This window comes from Thermophilibacter provencensis (assembly GCF_030372065.1).
Lineage (GTDB): Bacteria > Actinomycetota > Coriobacteriia > Coriobacteriales > Atopobiaceae > Thermophilibacter > Thermophilibacter provencensis_A.
In genome coordinates this window covers 153,715-166,473 of sequence record NZ_JAUDEA010000001.1, presented here as the reverse complement: position 1 = coordinate 166,473, position 12,759 = coordinate 153,715, and the positions used below count along the sequence as shown (strand labels likewise).

The 12,759-nt window shown below is 67.6% G+C and carries 17 protein-coding genes and 1 riboswitch; of the genes, 10 read left to right on the top strand and 7 right to left on the bottom strand.

Features of this window, described 5'->3' with window-relative positions; translation table 11 throughout:
• Positions 1-110 precede the first annotated feature (110 nt).
• Entirely contained in the window at positions 111-536 is a 426-nt protein-coding gene (locus QUW25_RS00815) for a TipAS antibiotic-recognition domain-containing protein (protein ID WP_289510336.1), read from the top strand.
• On the opposite strand, the gene QUW25_RS00810 is transcribed toward QUW25_RS00815, so the two are convergent.
• Positions 524-1,342 carry a helix-turn-helix domain-containing protein gene (locus QUW25_RS00810; protein WP_289510335.1) on the bottom strand — a complete coding sequence of 273 codons (819 nt, stop codon included), beginning with the start codon at positions 1,340-1,342 and terminating at the stop codon, positions 524-526. The two genes, QUW25_RS00815 and QUW25_RS00810, sit on opposite strands and share 13 nt — an antisense overlap.
• A gap of 270 nt (positions 1,343-1,612) precedes the next feature.
• Here QUW25_RS00810 and QUW25_RS00805 point away from each other — a divergent pair, with 270 nt between their 5' ends.
• The gene (locus QUW25_RS00805; protein ID WP_289510334.1) at positions 1,613-2,842 is read left to right on the top strand and encodes an ATP-binding protein; all 1,230 of its coding nucleotides are present in this window, start codon (positions 1,613-1,615) and stop codon (positions 2,840-2,842) included.
• 38 nt (positions 2,843-2,880) lie between these two features.
• On the opposite strand, the gene QUW25_RS00800 is transcribed toward QUW25_RS00805, so the two are convergent.
• Positions 2,881-3,231, bottom strand: coding sequence for a DUF2200 domain-containing protein (locus tag QUW25_RS00800; protein WP_289510333.1), 351 nt, complete (start codon positions 3,229-3,231; stop codon positions 2,881-2,883).
• A gap of 137 nt (positions 3,232-3,368) precedes the next feature.
• Here QUW25_RS00800 and QUW25_RS00795 point away from each other — a divergent pair, with 137 nt between their 5' ends.
• Positions 3,369-4,289, top strand: a complete 921-nt coding sequence (locus tag QUW25_RS00795; protein ID WP_289510332.1) for a GrpB family protein — start codon at positions 3,369-3,371, stop codon at positions 4,287-4,289.
• Here the strand turns inward: QUW25_RS00795 and QUW25_RS00790 are convergent.
• Entirely contained in the window at positions 4,286-5,554 is a 1,269-nt protein-coding gene (locus QUW25_RS00790) for a metalloregulator ArsR/SmtB family transcription factor (protein WP_289510331.1), read from the bottom strand. The two genes, QUW25_RS00795 and QUW25_RS00790, sit on opposite strands and share 4 nt — an antisense overlap.
• Before the next feature lie 101 nt (positions 5,555-5,655).
• On the opposite strand from QUW25_RS00790, the gene QUW25_RS00785 reads away from it, so the two are divergent.
• Positions 5,656-6,222: a DUF5714 domain-containing protein gene (locus QUW25_RS00785; protein ID WP_289510330.1), complete on the top strand. Its 567-nt coding sequence runs from the start codon at positions 5,656-5,658 to the stop codon at positions 6,220-6,222.
• A gap of 30 nt (positions 6,223-6,252) precedes the next feature.
• Here the strand turns inward: QUW25_RS00785 and QUW25_RS00780 are convergent, their stop codons facing one another.
• Positions 6,253-6,702, bottom strand: coding sequence for a zinc ribbon domain-containing protein (locus QUW25_RS00780; protein WP_289510329.1), 450 nt, complete (start codon positions 6,700-6,702; stop codon positions 6,253-6,255).
• A 266-nt stretch (positions 6,703-6,968) separates the two neighbouring features.
• On the opposite strand from QUW25_RS00780, the gene QUW25_RS00775 reads away from it, so the two are divergent.
• Entirely contained in the window at positions 6,969-7,274 is a 306-nt protein-coding gene (locus tag QUW25_RS00775; RefSeq protein ID WP_289510484.1) for a TIGR04076 family protein, read from the top strand.
• A gap of 14 nt (positions 7,275-7,288) precedes the next feature.
• On the opposite strand, the gene QUW25_RS00770 is transcribed toward QUW25_RS00775, so the two are convergent.
• Both QUW25_RS00770 and QUW25_RS00765 read right to left on the bottom strand, forming a co-directional pair.
• Positions 7,289-7,849, bottom strand: coding sequence for a hypothetical protein (locus QUW25_RS00770; protein WP_289510328.1), 561 nt, complete (start codon positions 7,847-7,849; stop codon positions 7,289-7,291).
• 5 nt (positions 7,850-7,854) lie between these two features.
• Positions 7,855-8,064, bottom strand: a complete 210-nt coding sequence (locus QUW25_RS00765) for a helix-turn-helix transcriptional regulator (RefSeq protein WP_289510327.1) — start codon at positions 8,062-8,064, stop codon at positions 7,855-7,857.
• Positions 8,065-8,242: 178 nt separating this feature from the next.
• Between QUW25_RS00765 and QUW25_RS00760 the strand changes: the two genes are divergently transcribed.
• Both QUW25_RS00760 and QUW25_RS00755 read left to right on the top strand, forming a co-directional pair.
• Positions 8,243-8,770: a YcxB family protein gene (locus QUW25_RS00760; RefSeq protein WP_289510326.1), complete on the top strand. Its 528-nt coding sequence runs from the start codon at positions 8,243-8,245 to the stop codon at positions 8,768-8,770.
• A 167-nt stretch (positions 8,771-8,937) separates the two neighbouring features.
• Complete coding sequence (locus tag QUW25_RS00755; RefSeq protein WP_289510325.1) at positions 8,938-9,627, top strand: hypothetical protein; 690 nt, start codon at positions 8,938-8,940, stop codon at positions 9,625-9,627.
• A 105-nt stretch (positions 9,628-9,732) separates the two neighbouring features.
• Here QUW25_RS00755 and QUW25_RS00750 read toward each other — a convergent pair whose 3' ends face one another.
• Positions 9,733-10,704, bottom strand: a complete 972-nt coding sequence (locus tag QUW25_RS00750) for a calcium/sodium antiporter (RefSeq protein WP_289510324.1) — start codon at positions 10,702-10,704, stop codon at positions 9,733-9,735.
• A gap of 398 nt (positions 10,705-11,102) precedes the next feature.
• On the opposite strand from QUW25_RS00750, the gene QUW25_RS00745 reads away from it, so the two are divergent.
• The 3 genes from QUW25_RS00745 (at position 11,103) to QUW25_RS00735 (ending at position 12,756) form a co-directional block, all read left to right on the top strand.
• Positions 11,103-11,990, top strand: a complete 888-nt coding sequence (locus QUW25_RS00745) for a type II toxin-antitoxin system antitoxin SocA domain-containing protein (protein WP_289510323.1) — start codon at positions 11,103-11,105, stop codon at positions 11,988-11,990.
• Positions 11,983-12,309 carry a type II toxin-antitoxin system RelE/ParE family toxin gene (locus tag QUW25_RS00740; protein WP_289510322.1) on the top strand — a complete coding sequence of 109 codons (327 nt, stop codon included), beginning with the start codon at positions 11,983-11,985 and terminating at the stop codon, positions 12,307-12,309. The genes QUW25_RS00745 and QUW25_RS00740 overlap by 8 nt, the downstream gene beginning before the upstream one ends.
• A 32-nt stretch (positions 12,310-12,341) precedes the next feature.
• Positions 12,342-12,402: riboswitch (guanidine-III (ykkC-III) riboswitch) on the top strand.
• 30 nt (positions 12,403-12,432) lie between these two features.
• A complete protein-coding gene (locus QUW25_RS00735) occupies positions 12,433-12,756 on the top strand; it encodes a DMT family transporter (RefSeq protein WP_289510321.1) in 324 nt (107 codons plus the stop codon).
• Positions 12,757-12,759: the final 3 nt, after the last annotated feature.

Here is a 12,759-nt window from a genome sequence, read left to right as displayed (position 1 = left end):
CCTAGTATACGATAGGTTTACGAGAGAGGGCAAGCCGGTTTCGAGATGCGAGAGACGCGCTATTCTCTGACGTGATCGGGAACGCTGCTACGGCGGAAGGGATTGAGGACATGGGCGAGCGAGAGGCGTTCAAGGCGCTCAAGCGTCACGCGATCGAGGAGAACGAGCGCGCGTACGGCCGCGAGGCGCGAGCGCGCTACGGGGACGATGCGGTGGACGCGGCGAACGAGCGACTGGCCTCGCTCTCCCGCGACGAGTGGGGCGAGAAGGACCGGCTCGAGCAGGCAATCAAGGAGCGCCTGCGCGCCGCCATGGCAACGGGCGACCCGGCGGGCGAGCCGGCCCGAGAGCTCGCGCGGATGCACGCGCGCTGGATCGCCCTGCACTGGGGCGAGGGACGCTACTCGCGCGAGGCGCACCGGAGTCTCGCGCAGATGTATCTCGCCGACGACCGCTTTCGCGCGTACTACGACGAGGCGGTGGGCGAGGGCGCGACGGAGTTTCTGGTCGCCGCGCTCGAGTCCTACCTGGCGTAGCCGGCAGGAGGGGCTTTATGGGCGAGAAGAACACGCGGTCCACGCTTCGGCTGACACCGCTTATCGCGCGCGACGCGCGTGCGGTCCGAACCTTCGCGTCCATCACGGCGCGCCCGTTTTTCGAGCGCCGGCAGCAGCACCGCCGCCGCGGCGGCCGACCAGCGGGCCGCGCGGCAGATGGCGGGCCAGTTGCCGTTGTGGACGCGCATGAGGCAGCCGAGGTTCATGCGGAAGGGGCCCTGCGCCACGAAGGAGATGCGGTTCTCGTCGTAGTATCCGGGCAGGGTCTCATGGCAGAAGAACGAGAACCACGCCAGCGCCACGAGCATGAGGAGGCCTCCGGAGACGGCAGGGTCGGCGAGGCCCGAGACGAGCAGGCCCAGATTGCGCGAGAAGACCACGCGTGCCGTGAGCGCGCCCCAGACGGCGACCGTCGCCGCAAAGGCGGCGCACCGCAGCGCCCGCTGCCGCCCGGTGAGCGCGGCGCCCGAGAGGTCGAGCGAGGCGGCGATGAGGCGGTCGGCCTCGGCGCGCCCCAGGCTCTCCTCGTGCGCGGCCTCCTCGCAGGCCATGAGCTCGGAGATGGAGAGGCCAAGGGCCCCGGCGAGCGGCACGAGCAGCGGAACGCTCGGCAGGCTGAGCCCGCGCTCCCAGGAACTCACGGTCTTGTCGCTCACGTAGAGGCGCTCGGCGAGCTGTCGCTGCGTGAGCCCGCGCTCGGCGCGGACACGGGCGACAAACGCGCCGAGGGTGGTCGCGTCGAGCTGCGGGGCCTTGGGGCCGTGCGATTCCGGGTCGTCTGTCATGTGGTCTCCCTCCTGGGTCGGAACGTAGCCACGATGCTGCGCCGCGGTGCCGCGCACGTCAATCGACCGTTGGGCGAGTTGGCATCTACCTGCGAAAACGCGTCCTGCGGCTACGAGCGCAGGATCTTCTCCATGGCGCGCCCGCGGGCAACAATCCTCCTGAACCAGGTAACTGGTTTTCTCAAAAATGAGAAAACCGTTGAGATAAATCAGTCGGTTTTTGCATAGTATGATAAAGAGACTAAAACAGATAATCGGTTTGGACACATCATGAAAAACGAGCTCATAGACCGACCGCTTTATCTCTCATGGCTCGACCGGTGGAGGGACCGCGATGTCATCAAGGTGACCACTGGCCTGAGGCGTTGCGGAAAGTCGAGCGTGTTCGAGCTCTTCCGCAGACGGCTGCTTGCCCAGGGGGTTTCAGAGAAAAACATCTTGAGCATCAACTTCGAGAGCCTGGACGAGGACTATCCCCTCGATGCGCGGGAACTGTACCGCTACGTCGTTCAGCGGCTTGGAGCGGGCACTAACTACGTGTTTCTTGATGAGGTCCAGCATGTCGAAGAATTTGAGCGGGTCGTGGACGGGCTGGCGGTTCGAGATGATGTTGACCTGTACATCACGGGGTCTAACGCCTTCTTCCTCTCCGGCGAGTTGGCGACGCTGCTTACCGGCCGCTATGTGGAGCTCCGCATGCTGCCCTTCTCGTTTGCGGAATACTATGTGGCCTGGGGTAAGAAGGGGAATCCGGACGACGCGTTTGACCGGTACCTCACCTATGGCGGAATGCCCTTCGCGGCGACGCTCGAAGACGCCCAGACGGTGGCCGACTACCTTGGTGGCGTGTTTAACACGATTATCCTTGAGGACGTTGCGCGACGGCACCCGCGCATGGACATGAGGGCGTTCAGGGACCTGTCGTCGTTTGTTGCCGACAACGTGGGGAACATCACCTCTCGCAAGCGCATCGCATCAGGGCTCACAGCGGCGGGGACGCGGATTTCGCCTCTCTCGGTAGGGGCGTACCTCGATACCCTCATGGAGAACTACCTCGTCTTCAAGGTGAGCCGGTACGATTTGAGGGGCAGGGAGTACCTCGAGACGCTTGAGAAGTACTATCTGGGCGACCTGGGGTTTAGGTTCTGGCTGCTGGGGAAGGAACAAGGAGACCTGGGCAGGCGCCTTGAGAACGCAGTCTATCTCGAGTTGCTGAGGCGCTATCGCACCGTCTCCGTTGGCAAGGTCGGGACGGCGGAGGTCGACTTCGTTGCCGTGGGAGACGACGGGCCGGAATACTTCCAGGTTTCGCAGACGGTGCTGGACGAGTCTACGCGAAGACGGGAGTTCGCGCCGCTCGAGGCGATTGCGGACAACTATCCCAAGACCGTGCTGACGCTCGACCGCGTTGGGGTGGGGGACTATCGGGGTGTCCGTCATGCCAACGCGGTCGAGTGGATGCTCGACGAAAGCTGGATGGGTGCGGGGCACAGGGGCTAGGGGCGACATCCATCGGGCCGTGGAGACACTCTCGGCGGCTACGAGCGCAGGATCTTCTCCATGGCGCGCCCGCGGGCGAGCTCGTCGACGAGCTTGTCGAGGTAGCGGGCGTTCTGCTCCACGGGGTCGGCGATGGCGGCAACGTCCACGCCGCAGACCTTGCCGGTGATGAGCGCGCGGTTGGGGTTCAGTGCGGGGGCCTCCGAGAAGAACGTCTCGTAGTCAACGCCCTCGGCGATCTGGCGCTCGAGGCCGGCGGCGTCGTATCCGGTGAGCCAGCAGGCCACCTCGTCCACCTCTTCGCGCGTGCGACCCCTGCGCTCTGCCTTCTGGACGAGCAGCGGGTAGACCTTGGCAAGCGACATCTTTGCGATGGGGGTGCGCGGCATGGTGCCTCCTTCGCGTGGTGCGGGCGTGTGCTCAGTGTAGCGCGTGGGGCGGTGGCGCGGGGACGGACTGGTCTGGGAGAGGCGCATAATTGGTCGCGCGCACGACAGGCGCATCGTCGATCGAGAGAGGTGCCTCCATGCCCCAACACGTTACCGTCGTTGACTACGACCCGTCCTGGCAGCAGCGCTTTCGGGAGGAGCGCGACCGCCTTTGCGGCGCGCTCGGCGAGGCGACGCTCGCAATCTGGCACATCGGGAGCACGTCGGTGCCGGGGCTAGCCGCCAAGCCGGTCGTGGACGTGCTCGTGGCGGCGCGCAGCCTCGGGGAGGTCGACGCCGTCGAGCCGCGCATGCGCGAGCTGGGCTATGAGTGCCTCGGCGAGTTCGGCATCTCGGGGCGGCGCTACTTTCGCAAGGGCGGCGACGAGCGCACGCATCAGGTCCATGTCTTTGACGCGGGCGACAGGAAGAATATCGTCCGTCACCTGGCGCTCTGCGACTACCTGCGCTCCCATGAGGACGCGCGGGACGAGTACGCCGCCCTCAAGCGCTCACTCGCACGGCGCTTTCCGTACGACATCGAGGGCTACTGCGACGGCAAGGACCGCTTCGTGCGCGCGCTGGAGGCTCGGGCGCTCGCGTGCTACGACGACTCCTGGGACCGCCTCTACCTTGCTGCCCGGCGCGTGCAGCGCCCCCGCGAGATCTCCCCGCTCGTGGAGGCGGGCTCCGTCGCGGCGGCGCTGCTCACGGAGGCCGGCAGCGTCTACGTGGGCGTCTGCATCGACACGGCGTGCTCGCTCGGGATGTGCGCGGAGCGCTCGGCGATCGCGGCCATGGTCACGGCGGGGGAGTCGCGGATACGAAGGATCGTCGCCGTCATGCCGGGCGGGGGCGCCGGGATGCCGTGCGGGGCGTGCCGGGAGCTCATGATGCAGCTCGACCCCGCGGCGCGGGAGGTCGAGGTGCTTCTCGACTACGAGTCGCGACGCACGGCTCGGCTCGGCGAGCTGGTGCCGGGATGGTGGGCAGACGCGCGCATGGTTCCTGAGGCCTAGCGGCCCTTCCGCGCACCGCCCGCGACGAGCTCCGCCACCTCGCGGGGCGAGCGCCCGGTGGTGTCCACGAGCTCGGAGCCAAGCTCCCGGTAGAGGGGCAGGTAGGCGAGGGCGCGCTCCACCGCGTTCGCCTTGCGCAGCCCGGCGGACACGTCACCCTCGATACGCCTGCGCAGCTCCTCCTCGCTCGCCACGAGCGAGACCCACCGCACCGCCGCGCCGCACTCGGCGATTGGCAGGCGCGCGAGAATCCCCTCGACGATCGCTCGCTCGTGCATCACCCAGCCAAAGACGACGTTCTCGTAGGCGTCGCAGCGCAGGAAGTTGCCGAGCGCGTGACAGATGTTGTCGAGCACCACCGCCTTGGTCTCGGGCGTCACCTGGAAGGGGTCCGCCTGCCAGCACCAGTCCCCGTCGAGAAGAACCGAGCGCGGCAGCATGCGGCTGAGCTCGCGGCAGACGGTCGACTTGCCGACGCCCATCGGGCCGCCAACGAGGTAGAGAGTCTTGCGTGCGGAGGCGGGAACGGCTGCGTCCGGGTTCGACGGCTTCGCGTTTGCAAGCTCTTCGAGCGCGGCGGCGAGCCGAGCCATGCGCCCGCGCTCAAGCCGGTAGTGCGTCCAGCGGCCGCGTCGCTCCGCGCTGACGAGGCCCGCGGAGACGAGCAGCGCCATGTGGTGGGAGAGCGTGGGCTGGCTGATGTCGAGGCGCTCGAGCAGCTTGCAGGCGCAGAGCTCGTCGGCCTGGGAGAGCGCGCGCAGGACGTCGAGGCGCCTCTCGTCCGCAAGCGCCTTGAGCAAGTCCGCAGAGAGCCCGTCGCTCTTGTCCGTTGTGGCGACTTCGCAATGCGCAAGGCGTTCCGCAAGGTCGCGCACCCGGCGCTCAATCTCGTCCATGGTGGCGAGAAATGCCTCGTCGCCCCTGCCTGTTGGATCCTCGAGCCCCCAGTCCTCGCGATGCGCGCAGGGCAGCATCGGGCACTGGACGCCGCAGCCCATCGTGACCACGACGTCAACCGGGGGCAGCTTGTCGAGCGCCTTGGGACGAAGCCTTGCCGTGTCGACTCCCGGCACGTTGCGAAGGAGCCGCAGCGCGTCGGGGTTCACGGCGTCTGCGGGGTGCGTGCCGGCCGAGAACGCCTCGAACGCGTCCGAGGCGAGCACCCGGGAGAGCGCCTCGGCGATCTGGCTCCGGCATGAGTTGTGCGTGCACACAAACGCCACGCGCGGCCTGCGATTGCCCGCTTCCCCCAACGTGACGCCCATGGTGGCCCCCTTCGCGCCCGCCTGCCCAACAGATTGATAAACGTCGATGCAGAGTATACACTCAGCAATATATCGATAGTTATCAATATGTGGGGGATGCAATGAGCGACCAGCAGGACGCATACGCCTGGGCCACAAGAATCTGCGAGAAGAGCGACGCGCTGAGCCCCGCCGACCTCCTTGAGGAGCTCATGGCTGCGCCGGAGTGTGACGCTTTTGGGCCCGTGCACCACTATCTGGCGGGGGCGGCGCTCGTCACCTGCGTCCGCAACGCGCGCGGCGAGGGGGACCTCGCCGCCCAGCTCGCCGAGCTCCGGGCGCGCTCGGCGGCGGTGCCCGGCGCGGCGTGCGCGCGCTGGGGCGTGTGCGGCGCCGCAGCCTCGTGCGGCATGGCGCTCGCGATCCTGCTGGAGAACGCCCCGCTCAGGGCCGAGGGTTGGAGCGAGTGCCAGCTCATGGTCTCCGACCTGCTGCGGGCGATCGCCGAGGCGGGCGCCCCGCGCTGCTGCAAGCGCGACGCCCGCATCGTCGTGCGTGGTGCGGTTCCGTGGTTCGAGCGCCTGCTCGGCGTGGAGCTCGCGCCCGCGGCCTCCGAGCCGCGCTGCGCGGTCTCCGACCGCAACGGCGCGTGCCTCGCGGGCGCGTGCCCCTACTTCGCCGGCGCGTAGCCGACCCGACGTCCTTCTCGCCCCGTCGCCCTACGCGTCGCGCCAGCGCTCGAGGGTGGGCAGCACCGCGCCCAGAAGCGACGCGCTCTCGTCCACGGTCCAGCCCATCGCCTCGGCCATGCGCGGAGCGCAGTCCTCGATCATCTCGTCCATCGTGGTCTCGTAGGTGTAAGAGCCGCCGTCGTAGCACCAGCGGCAGAAGTCGGGGTTCTCGGTGCCGTCGGCGTCGTGCCCGAGCTGGTCAGGGCCGGTGAACATCATGCCGCAGCTCTGGCAATAGTGCTCGGGCATCTCCAGCAGCTCGGTCACGGGGACGTCGAGCTCGCGCGCGATGAGCTTGGTCATGTCGATTCCCGGCGAGGTCTCTCCGCGTTCCCAGCGGCTCACGGCCTGACGGGTGATGTAGAGCCTGCGAGCCAGCTCCTCCTGCGTGAGCCCGCGCTCGCGGCGCAGGCTTGGCAGCACGTCCTTGATGGCCATGTCGGCCTCCCTTCGGCTTGGTTGCTGGCACCAGTATCGCCGAACGGAGGCCCCGGTCCAAGCAACGCTTCGTTGCGCGCGGGCGCAGCGGTACGCTTGCCGGCGCGGTGGGTATAACTCGCACAAGTCAACGAATGGGAGGCCCCATGAGGCATCAGTGCAAGGTGACGGTCCTGGACAAGAAGTGCTTCCCCGACCTGCAGGAGCGCTGCCTGGCCGACCCCAAGAGCGGGCCGTGCCCGTGCTTTGAGGTGGGGTAGGAGTTCCTGTTCTCGCGCGAGGACGGACGCGATGACTTCTGGCACTTCGGGCGCGACCTCGACCCGGCCTTCCCGTGCGCCGAGGCGTGGGACTGCGTCAGCCGCTACATCTACGCGGCGTTGCAGGGCGGCTCCATCATGCACGGCTGGACCAACGATGAGCGCGTGATGATCGCCTGCTGCAACGACGGCACGCGCCCGGCGGTCTTCAAGATCGAGCGCATCGACCTCCCCGAGACGGAGGCGGAGGCCGCATGGCTCGCCGAGCAGGACTTCTCCAACTCCGCAGAGGATGCCTACACCGGCGCGTGAGCCCGTTGCCCGCGCTACTCGGCCTCGGCCCCAGCGCGGTAGCGCGCACGGTACGAGAGCTTGACGGCGAGAAGCGCCAACGAGAGAAACACCAGCGTCGCCGCCACGGCAGCCATCGCCTCGAAGCTCACGAGTGCCCCGGCGAAGATCGCTACCACGGCGAGCGCGGGGATGGCCCGCACGAACGTCCGCGCCACCTCGCGCTCCATGTGGGCCGTGAGCTCGTCGTTCTCGCGCGCGTAGTAGCGGCGCAGCTCACGGTCGTCTGCGAGCGCGCGCCTGAGCGTCACTACCTGGCGGACGCTGACGACCCCCGCGACGCAGAAAAGCCCCATGAGGAAGCCCCCGAGAAAGCTCGAGGAGGGCGCGTCGCCGCGCAGGGCGGGCAGGCCGTCGGTCGCCACGAGGACGCACAGGGCGACGATCGAGGCGCAGATGACGGCCACCGAGGCGGTCTCGCGGCGCAGGCGCCGCCGTGCGTCCGCGTGCATGGCGTCGAGGGAGCGCCCGGGCGCGAGGTCCTTCTCGCCAGGAAAGAGGTCGAGCGCGTTGCGAAGGGTGTCAAGCTTGCTCATGCTGATCACAGCTCCTCGTCTATCTCGGAAAAGTCAAAGACCTCCTCGATGGTGAGCCCAAAGTAGCGGGCTATCTTGTGGGCGAGCGGCAGCGATGCCGTGTACCTGCCCACCTCGATGGAGGTGATGGTCTGGCGCGTGGTGCCCACGGCGTCGGCGAGATCGGCCTGCGAGAGCCTCCGCTCCCGACGCAGCTCCTTGATCCTTGTTCGCACGGCATCGCCTCCTCGGTCGTCGGCTACAAAAATGACAAGCGCGCTTTGCAAGATAAGCATAGTACGCTTTGCAAAAAATGACAAGTAAGCTTTGCATAAGCCGGCGAGAAGCACCTGGGCGAGAGGGCGGCCCACGGCCCGCGGGCTATACTAAGGCCATCCGAGTCGGGAGGTGTCTATGGTCTCTTATCAGATGGACCTGAACGACGAGCGGCGTGCCGTGGCGATCGAAGTTGCGCTGGAGAGCCCCGGCAACGTGCGACGGCGTCGCATCGGCGGGCCCGTTCTCGTCGTTCTGGGTGCGCTGCTCGTCGCGATCGGAGCGCTGATTCTCGGCTCCGGGTCGGACGTCCTCGGCGTCGCCTACCTCGTCCTTGGGGGTGTGGCGATCGTGCTCGGCGCGCGGGCGCGGGCGTTTCAGCGTTTCGTGCTCAGGCGCGCGGAGACGCTCGTCGATGACGCCTTCCGCTCCGGCGAGGTGCGCTACACCTTCGACGACGACGGCGTGACCGTCGACTCGCAGGTCGGTCACGGCGTGAGCTATTGGCCCTCCTTTAGGGAGTGGGGGACCATGGGGGACTACCTCTACCTCAGGCGCGGGGACAACAAGCTGGTGCTCGTGGACGGCCGCGAGCTCGCTCCGGGGGAGCTCGAGAAGGTCAGGGCGCTCGTGGCGCCTCACGTCGGGAATCGCCGAGACGTCTGAGGGCAACCCCTTGCGCGCCCGCCGTGCGCCGGCCCTCTTAGCCCGCTTGCCCCCCTCTGGCCTCTCGCCCAAAAGACGCTTGCGCCCGGCTCGCGCGGGACTACAATCCTCTCACCACATGGTCAGGCGTCCGCGGGCGTGAAGGGCGCTGTGGTTGGGAGGTCGTCATGGAGGGCTTCATCGGCGTCGCCATCGCGGGGGTTACGGCCCTTCTCGGTGTGTACATGATCGTGACGGGGGACTGTCGCCTGCTGCACGGCTACCACTACGCCACCACCCCCGAGTCGGAACGTCCCCTCCTCGCGCGAGAGACGGGGGTCTGGATGGTGGTCCTGGCCGTGGCCATCGCGCTCATGATTCCGAGCGCCCTGCCGGACTGGGCCACGGTCGTGGGCGTGACTCTGCTCGTGGTGGGGATTGCGGGGACGCTGGTCACCATCGCCCGGCACAACGGCGGGCTTGTGACTTCGGCCGCCGGGGCGGGCCTGGGCGGCCTGGGCCCGCGCGCCTCGATGGCGGTCTGTGCGGCGGTGGGCGCGCTGCTCTCGCTCATGGGCCTCGTGCCGGGCGCCTACATGATCGCGACCGGGGACGTGAGCCTCCTGCACGGCTACCACTACGCCAACGTGGCGCCCGCGGACGTCCCGGCGCTCGCGACCGGCGAGGGCCTGGCCATGGTGGGCCTTGGGGCGTCGATTCTGATGTTCATGATTGGGATAGGCGGCCAGAGCGTGCTCCGGCCCGTCCCGCGCTGGGCCAAGGCGCTCATGGTCGCGGGCGGCGCGCTCTTTGCCGCGAGCCTCGTGGCCATGCTGCTGCTCATCATCCACTTCAACGGCTCGCTCATGGGCGCGTAGCGCAACGGGACTGCCTGCGGGAGCCTTGCGGGCGGGCGTTCCCGTCGTCTACGCCGCGCCCGGGCTCCCCGTGACGGCGATGCGCCTCATGTCCCTCGGCGTCCGCTACCTCAGCACGGACGCCGCGATGTAGGCGGCGTAGAGCACCACGAAGATCACGCCGTTCACGCGGCTCATCTCGTGATGCCTGCCCACGTAGCAGAAGCCCACGAGCGCGAGCGAGAACACGGCCACGAGCGCGAGGTCCAGGTTGTAGGCCGCGTCGTAGGGAATGGACGAGAAGAGCGCGGGCCCGCCCATCACGAGCAGCAGGTTGGCGATGTTGGAGCCGGTGACGTTGCCCACGGCGATGTCGGAGTTGCCGCGCAGCGCGGCCACGACGCTCGTCACGAGCTCGGGCAGGCAGGTGCCGAGCGCCACCACGGTGATGCCGATGACGCGCTCGGAGATGCCGGCGGCGGTGGCGACGAGCGTGGCGTTGTCCACCACGAGGTCGGCGCCCACCTTGAGCATGACGGCGCCCACGACGACGAGCCACAGCGCCCAGGCGACGCTCGGACGCCGTCCGCCCGCGGCCTGCTCCCCGGCGCCCTCCCGCGAGCCCGCGTCCTTCTCGTCCGCGCCCTCCTTCAGGCCCATCTGCGTGGTCCGCACGAGAAACGCCGCAAAGGCCGCGAGCAGCACGACGCCCTCGAGCTGGGTGACCTCGCCTCCGGTGTTGGCGAGCAGCGCGAGGAGCGCGCAGGCGGCCACGCCCACCGGGATCTCAAAGCGGATGGTGCCGCGCGAGAGGGCGACGGGGGCGATGACGGCGGAGAGGCCGAGGATGAGCAGCAGGTTGGCGAGGCAACTGCCCACCACGTTGCCGAAGGCCATGTCGGCGTGGCCAGCGGCGGCCGAGGTGATGCTCACGACGAGCTCGGGCAGGGAGGTGCCGATGGCGACGACGGTGAGGCCGGCCACGCGCTCGGGCATGCCGAAGCGCGCGGCGAGGCGGCAGGCGCCGTCCACGAGGAGGTTGGCTCCGCCCACGAGCAGGCCAAAGCCGACAACGATTGCGAGAAGGCTCAGAAGCACGACGATCCTTTCGGGTCGGGGATACCACATCTAGTATTTCTGAGGGAAAACCGCCCAAGATGCGGTCGCCGCCCGACTCCCGGGCGAATCCACAGATTGGAATGGAGGCGGGGCGTGCCCCGTCCCGCCCGCATCGCGCCTCCTTGCCGTACCAGGTTCTGGTTGGGTCTGGCACGACCAAGGGGGGTGACGGATACGGCTCCGCCATGGCCACGTTCTGCGCATCCAAAGTAAATCAAGTCGTCTAGTCCGGGGCTCCCGCCTGTTCGCCTGGTTCGGTTTTGCGGTCAAGCTCTCGCAGAGTTTCCGACGCCTGCGGAGAAAGTGGGTAGAGTCTGTCCCTCATGGTGCCTCTTATAGCCCCATGCTACACTCCTATCAAATGATAGGAGTGTAGCATGGGAGTTAAGTCTTGGTCGGACAGGGTACGTGCGGTGAGGGAGCGCTATGGCATTTCGCAGCGCTCGCTGGGCATCTTGCTGGGCATCAGCGAGCCGAGCATCGTGCGCTATGAGGGGGGCAAAGAGCCGTCTCCCTCCAATGCCAGGCTGCTTGAACTCGCCGAGAGCCCGGCGTACATGCGTCGCTGCTTCGAGGAAGCAGGAAGGCTGCTTCCAGCCGTCCAGCGTGCGTCAATGGCCGCCGCGCTCGATGTCGTCTCGCCCCAGCATGACGCTCTGGGCGACGCCTCCTCAGAAAGCGGGTTCACGGTCCCCGACCGAGGGCGCATTGCGGCGGCAATGAATTATCTCTCGGCGCTATGCGCACATCCCTATTACACGCGCGTCATCAAAGCCTGCTTCGTGGCGGACTTCCTGTCCTTTGAGAGGGACGGGGTGTCCCTCCTGGGGCTGAGCTACGCGCGCGCTCCGCACGGCCCGGTCATTGACGGTCATCAACGGATTCGGCGTGCGCTCGAGCAGTCGGGGGACATCGAGCTCGAGGATGACGGGCTGGGGCTGCTCTTTGTCCCGAGCAACGAGCTGAGTGTCACCGACCTCTTCTCCTCCGATGACCTTGACCTGCTTGACCTGGCTGCTCGCTTTGTTGACTCCTTCCCAACGGTTGGCCAGCTCAGCGAGGCAACGCATGCCCTTCCGTGCTGGCAGACGACAGCCAACGGAAAACTCATCCCCTATGAGCGCGGCTCGGAGGTGTGGTCGCTCGTGGAGGAGCGCCTCTTTGAGCCGAGCGTCGAGCTGACGAGTCGGCTTGGCTCGGGCGGGGACGAGTGGGAGCGCGCGGATGTCGACGGGCTCTTCAGCGAGATGGACGTAGATGCTTGAGGCGGCGGTCAGCGGGGCCTTCAAGCGGGACATGAAAGCATGCGCCCGGCGCCACTGGGACATGGACGAGCTGGGGGAGGTCATGCGGCTCGTCTGTGAGGACACCGAACAGTCTCGGACGATTCTTGTGCGTGACTATCGTGACCACGCACTCCGCGGAAATTGGAGTGGCGCGCGCGAGTGCCACGTTGCCGATCTGGGGGATTGGATACTTATCTATGCCGTTATCCGAGGCGAGGGCCTTGTCCGCTTTGTGGGAACGGGGTCGCACGACCAGTTTTTCAAGGCGCGCGGTCATGCCGGGCGCTGGTCGGCGTAAGCTCTCTTTCCGCTCGCGGCGTGCTACACTGCTCGACGGCCCACCGGGCCCCTGACGAGGGCAGCCGTACCAGGATCGAAAAGACGGCGCGCGACGCGGGGAATCCCGCAGAAAGGGGCCGTCATGGACTGGGTCGTGCTGGTTGCGTCGGGGGCGATGGAGGCCGTGTGGGCCCAGGCGCTCGACCGCGCGGAGGGCTTCACCCGACCGCTTCCCACCGTCATCTTCTTTGCGGCGCTCGCCGCGAGCATGCTGGGTCTCAGCCACGCCGTCCGCACCATTCCCATCGGGACCGCATACGCCGTGTGGGTGGGCATCGGGGCAGCGCTCACGGTGGGCTACGGCATCGTCACGGGCACCGAGCCGTTCTCCTGGGTCAAGATCGCGCTGATCGTCGGGCTCGTGGCCTGCGTGGTGGGCCTCAAGATCGTGGGCGAGTCGCACTAGTGC